The organism is Microbacterium sp. H6 (assembly GCF_003314775.1).
In the GTDB taxonomy this organism is placed as follows: Bacteria; Actinomycetota; Actinomycetes; order Actinomycetales; family Microbacteriaceae; genus Microbacterium; species Microbacterium oxydans.
Map to the genome: position 1 here is coordinate 1 of NZ_QOAY01000111.1, position 10,043 is coordinate 10,043.

General features: G+C 68.5%; 7 protein-coding genes. 2 read left to right on the forward strand and 5 right to left on the reverse strand.

Going from position 1 to position 10,043, the window contains the following annotated elements:
• On the reverse strand, window positions 1-991 hold a 991-nt coding region (locus tag DSP71_RS07485; RefSeq protein WP_147251236.1), incomplete at its 3' end, for an HAD-IC family P-type ATPase.
• A 166-nt stretch (window positions 992-1,157) separates the two neighbouring features.
• On the opposite strand from DSP71_RS07485, the gene DSP71_RS07490 reads away from it, so the two are divergent.
• A complete protein-coding gene (locus DSP71_RS07490) occupies window positions 1,158-2,087 on the forward strand; it encodes an endo-beta-N-acetylglucosaminidase H (protein WP_257021911.1) in 930 nt (309 codons plus the stop codon).
• Window positions 2,088-2,103: 16 nt separating this feature from the next.
• Here the strand turns inward: DSP71_RS07490 and DSP71_RS07495 are convergent, their stop codons facing one another.
• From DSP71_RS07495 to DSP71_RS07510, 4 genes are read right to left on the reverse strand one after another with little or no spacing between them, the layout of a single operon-like run.
• The gene (locus DSP71_RS07495) at window positions 2,104-5,385 is read right to left on the reverse strand and encodes a glycoside hydrolase domain-containing protein (protein WP_113680769.1); all 3,282 of its coding nucleotides are present in this window, start codon (window positions 5,383-5,385) and stop codon (window positions 2,104-2,106) included.
• Window positions 5,382-6,314, reverse strand: a complete 933-nt coding sequence (locus DSP71_RS07500; RefSeq protein ID WP_113680770.1) for a carbohydrate ABC transporter permease — start codon at window positions 6,312-6,314, stop codon at window positions 5,382-5,384. The genes DSP71_RS07495 and DSP71_RS07500 overlap by 4 nt, the downstream gene beginning before the upstream one ends.
• Window positions 6,311-7,198 carry a carbohydrate ABC transporter permease gene (locus tag DSP71_RS07505; protein ID WP_058632343.1) on the reverse strand — a complete coding sequence of 296 codons (888 nt, stop codon included), beginning with the start codon at window positions 7,196-7,198 and terminating at the stop codon, window positions 6,311-6,313. Before DSP71_RS07505 ends, DSP71_RS07500 begins: the two co-directional genes overlap by 4 nt.
• Window positions 7,199-7,239: 41 nt before the next feature.
• The gene (locus DSP71_RS07510) at window positions 7,240-8,541 is read right to left on the reverse strand and encodes an ABC transporter substrate-binding protein (protein WP_061018009.1); all 1,302 of its coding nucleotides are present in this window, start codon (window positions 8,539-8,541) and stop codon (window positions 7,240-7,242) included.
• A 214-nt stretch (window positions 8,542-8,755) separates the two neighbouring features.
• Between DSP71_RS07510 and DSP71_RS07515 the strand changes: the two genes are divergently transcribed.
• The coding region (locus tag DSP71_RS07515) for a glycosyl hydrolase (protein ID WP_113680773.1) at window positions 8,756-10,043 on the forward strand (1,288 nt) is incomplete at its 3' end.

The following is a 10,043-nucleotide window of genomic DNA, read 5'->3' on the forward strand; positions in this document are numbered from 1 at the left end:
GGACCTCCACGAGCTCGGGGCGGCCCTGCGTGAGCGTCCCGGTCTTGTCGAACGCGGCGGAGCGCACCCGGGCGATCTGTTCGATCACGGCCCCGCTCTTCATGATCACCCCGGATTTCGCCGCCCGTGAGAGGCCGCCGAGGAATGCCACGGGCGCCGCGATGAGGAGGGGGCACGGCGTCGCCAGCACGAGCACCTCGGCAAAGCGCGTGGAGTCGCCGGAGATCGCCCATGCGGTGCCGGCGAGCACGAGCGACACGGCGGTGAACGGGATGGCGAAGCGGTCGGCGAGGCGGACGATCGGCGCGTGCGACGACTCGGCGGAGTGCACCAGCGCGACGATCTGCTGGTACTGGCTGTCGGCACCGGTGCGCAGTGCTCTGATGCGGACGGCGCGGCTTCCGTTGATCGCCCCGGACAGCACCTCCCCGCCCGCCTCGCGCGTGACCGGCATGCTCTCGCCCGTCAGCGAGGACTCGTCGAACGTCCCCGTGTCGGTCAGGAGCGTCGCATCCACCGGCACGATCTCGGAGGGGCGCACCAGCAGCACGTCGCCGACCGCGACATCGTCGATCGGCACGTCGCGAGCTTCGTCGGAATCGGGCGAGTCCGGGTGTACCAGAACATGGGCGATGCGAGGCGAGCGGTCCAGCAGCGCCGACAGATCCCGCTTGGCCCTGCGTCCGGCGAAGTCCTCGAGCGCCTCACCGCCGGAGAGCATCAGCACGATGATGAGCGCAGCGATGTACTCGCCGACCGCCAGCGTGGCGACCATCGCGACGACGGCCAGGATGTCGAGCCCGACGTGTCCGTGCAGCACGTCGCGTACCATGCCGACCAGTGTCCAGACCACGATGGCCGACACGTACACCGTGGCGAGCCAGCGGCCGATCCCCGCTTCGTCCACCGCGTGCAGCACCCCCACCGCAGCGAAGACCAACACGGTGAGCGTGATCACGGGGTACCGCCACAGCGGTCGAAGCGCGCGCATGCGTCCAGCATCCCGGGAAAGCGGTATCGGCGCCAGTGCCCGTGCGAGGCACTGTTCATGACAGTGGCCGGCACTCTTTCGACCACATCGCTTAAGCGATATAGTCGGCCGCGAGACGCACCGATGCGGCTCGATCTGGACACGACGACGAAGGAGACGAACTGTCATGAGTCAGCCGAAAGCCAGTAACCACCGGTTCCGTAGAGCACTTGCAGCCGCTGCGGCCCTCGCGCTCGCGGGGATGGGGGCGGTCGCCGGATCGACCGCGGCCGCTGCGGACGACACGGCCGCCGAGCCGAAGCTCGCTGTCTACGTGGAAGTCAACTCGAACGATTTAGCGAATGTCGCCGACTACACGCTCGCCGATTCGGGTCGGCCGGCCGTCGACCTGGCGATGATCTTCGCCGCCAACATCAACTACGACGGCGAGAAGGCCTACCTGCACTTCAACGAGCGCGTCACCGAGACGCTTCAGGATGCGCAGAACCAGATCCGACCGCTGCAGGCCCGCGGCACGAAGGTGCTGTTGTCCGTGCTGGGGAATCATCAGGGTGCCGGGTTCGCGAACTTCACGTCGTTCGCGGCCGCGGACGCCTTCGCCGCCCAGCTCGCCGACGCGGTCACGACCTACGGCCTCGACGGCATCGACTTCGACGACGAGTGGACGAACTACGGCGCGAACGGCACGCCGCAGCCCAACGCGCAGTCCTTCGGGTGGCTCGTCTCGGCGCTGCGTGATCGCCTCGGCCCTGACAAGATCATCACCCTGTACGCGATCGGCGAGACCTACACCGTGACGGACTTCACCCGGTTCGATGCCGCAGCGGTGATCGACCACGCCTGGAACCCCTACTACCCGTCCTACAACGCCCCCACGGTGCCGGGTCTCGAGGACAGGGCACGCCTCGGCGCGGCCGCGATCGACCTGTCGAACGTGAGCTCCGCGACAGCCGCGGACTACGCCCAGCGCACGGTCTCCGACGGCTACGGCGTCTATGTGGCGTACAACCTGACCGCGACCGACCAGTCGGGGCTGCTCTCCGGGATCACGCAGGCGCTCAAGGGAGAGGCGACCGAGTACCGAGCGGCTCCGTGAGCGGCACGAGACCCGATCAGTCGAGATCGAAGAGCTCGATCTGACGGAGCGTGACCTCGGCTTCCGCCCGGACGCGGATCGCCGAGGTCACGACTCGTTCCGTGAACGTGAAGGGCGTCGTACGGTCGGCCGGGAGCTCGCAGACATGGGTCGTCGCGACGGTCTCCCACTCACCCGCAGTCGTCAGGCGCTCCCACAGCAGGGCGGAGGAGGAGGCCTCTGAGGTCGTGGTCACCGTGACGTCGCTGACACTCTGCGGCGAGGGGAACCGCCATCCGATCCAGTCCCCGGTGTGCAGGGTGCTCTCCTGCCGACCTTCGAGGGCGAGGCCCGCGCCATCGTCGAAGAGGTGCTCGGGGTTCGTGACCCCTGACGAGGCGAGGGGGTATCCGTCGCGCGACGTCAGATCCTGATGCCAGGGCACCGAGTGCTGCTGCGGATCCGCGACTTCCAGCGCCAGGAGGGGGTCGGTACCGAACCGCAGCTCGAGAACGGAGTCTCCGACCAGCGCATCGATCGGCAGGTCTGCCGACGTCAGGGTCACGCCGTCGAGTCGCGCCTCCTGCAGCACATGGGCGGACGGAGCGGAGCGTCGTGACCGGATCCGCAGCGTCGAGCCGTCGCCGCGAGCCACGCGGATGTCGTCGAACAGCGGGGACCCGATCCGGAGTCGTCCCGAGGCGAGCTCCAGGGGATAGAGCCCGAGTGCGGCCCAGAGCCACCACGCGCTCATCTCGCCGTTGTCCTCGTCGCCCGGGTACCCCTGGCCGATGTGGGCGCCGGCGAACAGGCGCCCGGCGAGGTCGTGCACGACGGACGCGGTCTGCCACGGGCGGTCGGAGAACGCGTACATGAAGGGGATGTGGTGAGCGGGTTGGTTGGAGATCGCGCACATCCCCGACCGCAGGGCGCGTGCCTCCCGCTGCTCGTGGATCACGGTGCCGTATGCACCGCCGAAACGCTCGTCCGCGGTCTCGGGTTCGGCGAAGAGCGCGTCGAGATGGCGGCCGAGACGTTCGGGGCCGCCGTGGAGGTCAGCCAGTCCTGCGCCGTCGTGCACGGCTCCGACCGACATGCCCCAGGCGTTCGTCTCGACGTTGTCTCCGCCCCAGGAGCGGGGGTCGAAGCCTCCTGCGAACTCGCCGAGGGAATCCCTGCCGCGGAAGAATCCGGTGTCCGGGTCGAACAGGGTGCGATACGACCGCGCGCGGTTCGCGAAGTAGCGGGCGAAGGATCGATAGCGGGCAGCATCCGATGCGGACTCGCACTCGGCGGCCAGCTGCGCGGCGAAGTGGCCGAGGGCGGCATCGCTCACCGCGTTCTCGATGCTCCAGCTCATGCCCTCGGGCACCTCCGAGGAGATGTACCCGGTGAACCGGCCGGTCGCGATCCCCTTGCGGCCATGGCGTGCGTCGGGCCCCGGCTCGCAGGCGTTCCGCCACCCGCTCTCGAAGGCGGCCGCGCGGTCGAACCCGACGCCCCAGCGGGCGGCATCTCCGAAGATCTGGTCGCTGGAGGTGCCGACCATGCTGTCGACGTACCCCGGGGCGCTCCACCTCGCCATCCAGCCTCCGCGGCGATACTGCTCCAACTGACCTTCGAGGAGGCGCCCCGTGAGCGCGGGGTCGAGCAGGGCGAGCGCCGGCCACTCGGTGCGATAGGTGTCCCAGTAGCCGTTGTTGACGACGAGCTCACCGTCGACGATCGGTGGGGTATCGCCCCAGGACGCACGCGCAGCGAACACGTCGGCGAACCGCCAGACGGGCGCCTCCGCCGTCCCGACGTTCTCCGCGGCGCTGTTGGGGTACAGGTGCATCCGGTGGAGGGCGGCGGCGATCCGGGAGCGGTGCTCTTCGTCGGCGAGCGAGCGATAGGGGAGGTCGGCGTCCGCCAGCGGGGGGATCGTCACGCGCGACAGCGGCCGATCCCACTGGGCAGCGGTCGCATCGCGCAGCTCCTCGTAGGCGATCGGCGCCGGCGCCTCGGTCTCCAGGGCACGTCGGGCCTGTCCCACGGAGAGGAAGGAGATGCCGATCCGCACCTCGAGTGAGCCCCGTCCGGAGACGTGGCCCGCGACCGCACCGCGTCCGTCATCATCGAGCGGACCGTGTGCGAAGGTTGGCCCGTCCCCACTGGCGTCCCGGTCGGGGTGCATCACCACTCCGGCGAAGAAGCAGCGGGGAGCGTTGCCCCACTCCTCGGAGCCTTCAGGGATCCAGCCCTCGAACCCCCCGGCGTCCGTCCAGGCGAGGCATCCTTCGTCGCTGAGCTGGTCGATGACGAAGCCGATGCGGGCGTCGGCGTCGGAGCTGCACACGCGGAACGCGCCGGTGTGGGCGGTCGCCGTCAGCTGGACGCGCAGGCCATCGCCGAGCTCTGCCGCGTATTCGTGCGGCCGCGCCCGTTCGGTGCCCGGTGTGATCCAGCGCCGTCGCCCTGCACGGCTCGATGTCGGGTCTCCGAGGAAGGGCATCAGCTGCAGCACGGAACGATCGCCGATCCAGGGGCTGGGCTGATGCGAGAACTGCAGGGCCTCGAGTCGTCGCCCCTGCGGGTCGTCGTGCACGAACGGGCGATACGGCCAGCGGGAATCCTCCGCATCGGTCGCCGGCGTGACGAACGTGAACCCGTGGGGCACGGCGACCGCCGGGATGGTGTTACCGCGGGAGAATCGTGCACCCGAGTGCGAGCCGCGGCGGGTGTCGACGCGTTCCGCGGGTGCGAGGTCGGCCGGCGCCGGCACCCTCTCCTCGACCATGAGCTGCACGAAGCCCGTGCAGCGCGAGGGGAGGTCCGCGGCATCGGCACGGGAAGCATCGGCAGGGGAAGCATCGGCAGGGGAAGTATCGGCAGGCAGAGCCGCGGTGCCGAACACGACCTCGACCACCCCCGCGTGACCGGCGAAGGGAGCGAGGGCGACGGTGTCGGCGTTCCATTGCTCCGGCAGGCTCCACCGGGCGTCGAACTGCGCCTGCGCGGTGACCGGGAAGTCGTAGCGGTCCCGCACGGCCGCGTCGTCGCTCAGCCGCGAGCCGTCGGCGAAGCGCACATCGACCGTCACAGCGAGTGAGGCGTGCGGTGCCAGCGTCGCCGCCGGCCCGTCCGCGTAGAACGCCCAGTGCAGCACGGTGTCCTGGGTGATCTCGACAGCGGGGAGATCCGGAACGTCGAGCCGCTGCTCGCCGGCGGACGGATCGAACGAGAAGGCGAAGACCGGAGCCCGGAGCACGCCGCTGCGGGGGCGGGAAGACGGGGGATCGGCCGGGCCGTCCGCCGGGATGAGGTGCACGCTGCTCACCCCTTGATCGCGCCTTCCTGCACGCCCTTGAAGAAGAACCGCTGCGTGAACGAGAACATGATCACGATGGGGACGAGGGCGATCATGGTGCCGGCCGCGATCAGACGCGGGTCGACCGAGAAGCTGCTGTTGAGGTAGGCCATGCCGACCGTCAGCGTGTACTTCGCGGGATCGGAGAGCACGATCAACGGCCAGAGGTAGTCGTCCCAGGCGCCGATGAAGGCGAAGATCGCCACCACCGAGACCATGCCGCGGATGTTCGGCCACACGATGTGGCGGATGCGCTGCCACGTGGTCGCGCCGTCGACGGTGGCCGCGTCGAGCACGTCCTTCGGGATCATGCGGCACGCGGTGGCGACCAGCAGCACGTTCATGGCGCTGATCGCTCCGGGCAGGAACACTCCCCACAGGGTGTCGGCGAGGCCGAGCGCACGGATCGTGAGGAAATTGCTCGTCACGGTCACCTCGCCGGGGAACAGCAGGGTCGACAGCAGGATGCCCATCACGATCCACTTGCCGCGGAACTTCATGCAGGCGAGCGCATAGCCGGCGAATGTGGCCAGGATCACGTTGCTGATCACGGTGCCGACGGAGACGAGCAGCGAGTGCCACGCATACAGGTACACGGGCACGACGTCGGCGACCCTGGTGTAGTTCTGCAGGGTCGGCTCGCGCGGGATCAGCTCCGGGGGGAAGGAGTAGATGTTCTCGGTCGCGCCCTTGAACGAGGTCGACAGCTGCCACACGAACGGTCCGATGACCAGGAAGAGCACGAGCACCAGCAAGGCGTATCGGCCGATCAGCCCGCCGAGAGTCGGCTTGCTGAAGTCGCCGGAGCCGCGGTGCCGGAAGATGCGCTCGCGCGCGGGAGCGGGAGCGTCCTGCGGCTTCTCATCGCGTTCGGGCGCGGTGATCGTCTGAGCGGTCATGCGGGAGCCTTCGCCTTCTTCTCGCGGTTCATGAACGCGATCGCCGCGAGCGGTATGAGCGTCAGGAGGAACAGGGCGACGCTGATCGCAGAGGCGTAGCCGATGTTGCCGTTCAGGCCGGAGCCGACCTGGCGGATGAGCATCACGAGCGACATGTCGTAGCCGCCGGGGCCGCCCGTGCTCTTGGACAGCACGTCGAGCTCGGCGAACACGCGCATGGCCGAGACGGCGATCAGCACCGCGATGAGGAGCATCGCGCCGCGGACCGACGGGATCGTCACCGAGAGGAAGCGGCGGAACGACCCGGCGCCGTCGAGCATCGCGGCCTCGTGCAGTTCCTTGCCGACGTTCCCGAGGGCAGCGAGGTACACGACCATGTAGTAGCCGAGTCCCTTCCACACCGTGAGCAGGATGGCGCACCCGAGCAGCAGCCAGCGGTCGACGAGGAAGGGCATCGGCTTGTCGATCAGGCCGAGGAAGTCGAGCGTCTGGTTGATGATGCCGCGGCTGTCGAACAGCCAGGTCCAGATGAGGGCGACCACCACGACCGAGGCGATCACGGGGAAGTAGAACGTGGTGCGGAAGAACGAGATGCCCGGCAGCTTCTTCTGCACGAGGAGGGCGAGCAGCAGCGGCAGGATCGTGAGCAGGGGCACGCACACCACCACGTAGATGAGACACGTGGTGAGGGCGTTCCAGAACATCTCGTCGCCGAACATGCGCTCGTAGTTGGCTCCACCGACGAAGCCGGGCGTGCGCAACGGCCTGGCGTCGGTGAAGCTGAGGAAGACCGTGTTCAGGAAGGGCCAGAGCGCGAACACCAGCACCCAGATCACGGCGGGGGCGATGAGCAGCCACGGTGTGTACCACTTGTGGGATCTCATCGTCTTCCTCCGGCTCCTGGTGCCGGTGTCCGCGCGCATGCTCACTGGTCCACGCGGTTGGCGTTGGCGTACTCGACGATCTTGTCGAGCTGGGCCTTCGGGTCCGCTTCGCCGTTGACGGCGAGGGCGATCTGCTGGGTCATGTAGGTGGCCATGTCGGACGTCCACTGGAACGGCAGGGCCTTGGCATCCTTCATCGCACCGAACACGGTGTCGATCGCGGCGAGCTGCTTCTCGTCGGTGACGGTCGAGGCGATGCTGTCGACGACCTGGTCTCCACCTTCGGCCGTGCCCGGCGCGGTGCCGACGGCCAGCGACGAGAACGCGACCTGGTTCTCCTGGTTCGTCGCGAACTCCGCGAACGCGAGCGCGGCTTCCTTGTTGTCGGAGTCGGCCGAGACGTTCAGTCCCTGCACGTACAGGGGTGCGACCCCGAGGCGGGGCGTTGCGACCGTGTTCTCGAGCAGTGCCGGGGCGTCCTTCTGCAGGTCGGTCGTGAACCCGGTGCCGCCGGTCGTGAAGGCGACCTTCTCCTGGATGTACGCCTCGGCGTTCCCGCCGTAGTCGCCCGTGAGGGCCTCGGCGGGCATGGCGCCCGCGGCGTAGGCGTCGGCGTACTTCTGGATGATCGCCGCCGCCTCGTCGGTGTTGAAGTCGAACTCGCCCTTGTCGTCGATGACCTCCATGCCGGCGGCCGTGAACGTGTCGAGGGCCGGGATGGAGGAGAGCAGCTGCACCTTGCCGCCAGACTCCGTCGCCACGTCTTCCGCGAGGGTGAGGAGCTCGTCGACCGTGGTCGGCAGGTTCTGCTCGGTCACCCCGAACGGCGCGAGCTGCGCGAGGTTCCACCACGAGGCGTCGCTGGAGAGGTACCAGGGGAGGCCGTAGGTTCCCTCGACACCGGGGTAGGCGCTGTACGCCTCCCATGCGCCGGTGTTGTAGGTCGACTTCAGATCGGGGTCCGCGGTCTCCAGGTCCACGAGCTTGCCTGCCGCGACGAGCGGGTAGGCGATGTCCGGCGGCAGGTTCAGCACATCGGGCAGGGTGTCGGCGTTCGCCTGGCTCAGGATCTTCTCCTGGTAGCCGTCGCCCGGCTGGTCGAGCCACTCCACCGTGACGTCGGGGTGCTCCTTCTCGAACGCGGCGATGAGGTCTTCGAAGTACGGGGTGAACTTCTCGTTCTTGAGCGACCAGGTCTGGAACTGGATCTTCCCGCTCAGCTCGCCCGATGTGTCGATGGGGCCGGAAGCACCGGAGGATGCGCCGCCTCCCGTGCAACTCGTCAGCGCCAGAACGCCGATGGTGAATGCTGCCAGAGCGACAATGCGTGTGGGAACTTTCATCGTGCTTCTTCCTCGAGGCGGGCGAATCCGCGCGGCAGTCCGATCGGGGACTACAACGCTTTAGCAGATGAAACCATCCGATTCCGTCCCTGTCAAGACACCCGGCCGCGAGATCACTGTCTGCGCGCAGGACAGGGTGCATCGTCTGTTGCTCAAGCGTTATAGTGGTGCGAAATCCGCCCTCTCCGGAGGACACGTCCGAAAGGTCTGACACATGACGCAGCGCGGCGCCCTCGATGCTCCTCTGAGGTTCGGGGCGAACTACACGCCGTCGAAGAACTGGATGCACTCCTGGCTCGACTTCACCCCCGACGACGTGCGTCGCGACTTCGCCGCCCTCGCCGAGCTCGGGCTCGACCATGTGCGCGTCTTCCCCCTGTGGACCGTGCTGCAGCCGAACCGCACGCTGATCCGCGAGAAGGCGATCGACGACGTGCGCGCCGTCGTCGACATCGCCGGCGAGTTCGGCATGGATGCCAGCATCGATGTGGTCCAGGGGCATCTCTCGAGCTTCGACTTCGTGCCGTCGTGGTTGTACACCTGGCACGACAAGAACATGTTCACCGACCCCAGGGCGCTCGAGGGGCAGATCGCGCTCGTCGACCGCCTGGGGCGAGCGCTGAGCGAGGCGCCGAACTTCCTCGGGCTGACGCTCGGCAACGAGACGAACCAGTTCTCCGCGCACACGCATCCGTCGCCCTGGCCGGTCACGCAGGACGAGGCCGGGGGGTGGATCTCCGCGCTGCTGGCGGCGGCGGAGGCGGCAGCGCCAGGGCTCCCGCACGTCCACAGCGAGTACGACGCGGTCTGGTACATGGACGGGCACGGCTTCACCCCCGCCCATGCCTCCCGTCTCGGCGCGATGACCACGATCCACTCCTGGATCTTCAACGGCACCGCCCAGCGTTACGGCGGGCGTTCCGTCGCCTCCGACCGTCATGCCGAGTACCTGATCGAGCTCTCCCGCGCCTTCGCGACAGACCCCGACCGGGTGGTGTGGCTGCAGGAGGTGGGCGCCCCCTCGAACTGTCTCACCGACGACGAGATGCCCGGCTTCCTGGAAGCGACCGTGCGCTCGGCCGTGCGCACCGAGAACCTCTGGGGCATCACGTGGTGGTGCTCGCACGACGTGAGCCGTGACCTCGGAGACTTCCCCGAACTCGAGTACACCCTGGGGCTGATCGGTCAGGACGGCGCCGCGAAGCCCATCGGTCGGCGTCTCGCCGAACTCATCCCCGAGCTGCGCCAGCGCGTCGCCCCGCCCGCGCGGGACACCGCGATCGTGGTCGACGTCGACGAGCGTGAGGTTCCCGTGAGCCGCGCGGCACTGAGCCCAGGGGGTGCCGTGTTCCAGGCATGGGTGGACGCCTGCGCCGCCGGACTCGATCCGACACTGGTCACCTCGCACGACGCACTCGACCCTGTCGCGCTCGACGCGCGCGGTATCCGCCGCCTGATCCGCCCCGACCTCTCGGCGGATGCCGTCGACCCCTACGGCTCGG

What these genes read in the sequence shown, in the direction of transcription:
- DSP71_RS07500 (WP_113680770.1), bottom strand. Translation starts at nt 6,314, where the DNA reads ATGACCGCTCAGACGATCACCGCGCCCGAACGCGATGAGAAGCCGCAG.
- DSP71_RS07490 (WP_257021911.1), top strand. Translation starts at nt 1,158, where the DNA reads ATGAGTCAGCCGAAAGCCAGTAACCACCGGTTCCGTAGAGCACTTGCA.
- DSP71_RS07510 (WP_061018009.1), bottom strand. Translation starts at nt 8,541, where the DNA reads ATGAAAGTTCCCACACGCATTGTCGCTCTGGCAGCATTCACCATCGGC.
- DSP71_RS07505 (WP_058632343.1), bottom strand. Translation starts at nt 7,198, where the DNA reads ATGAGATCCCACAAGTGGTACACACCGTGGCTGCTCATCGCCCCCGCC.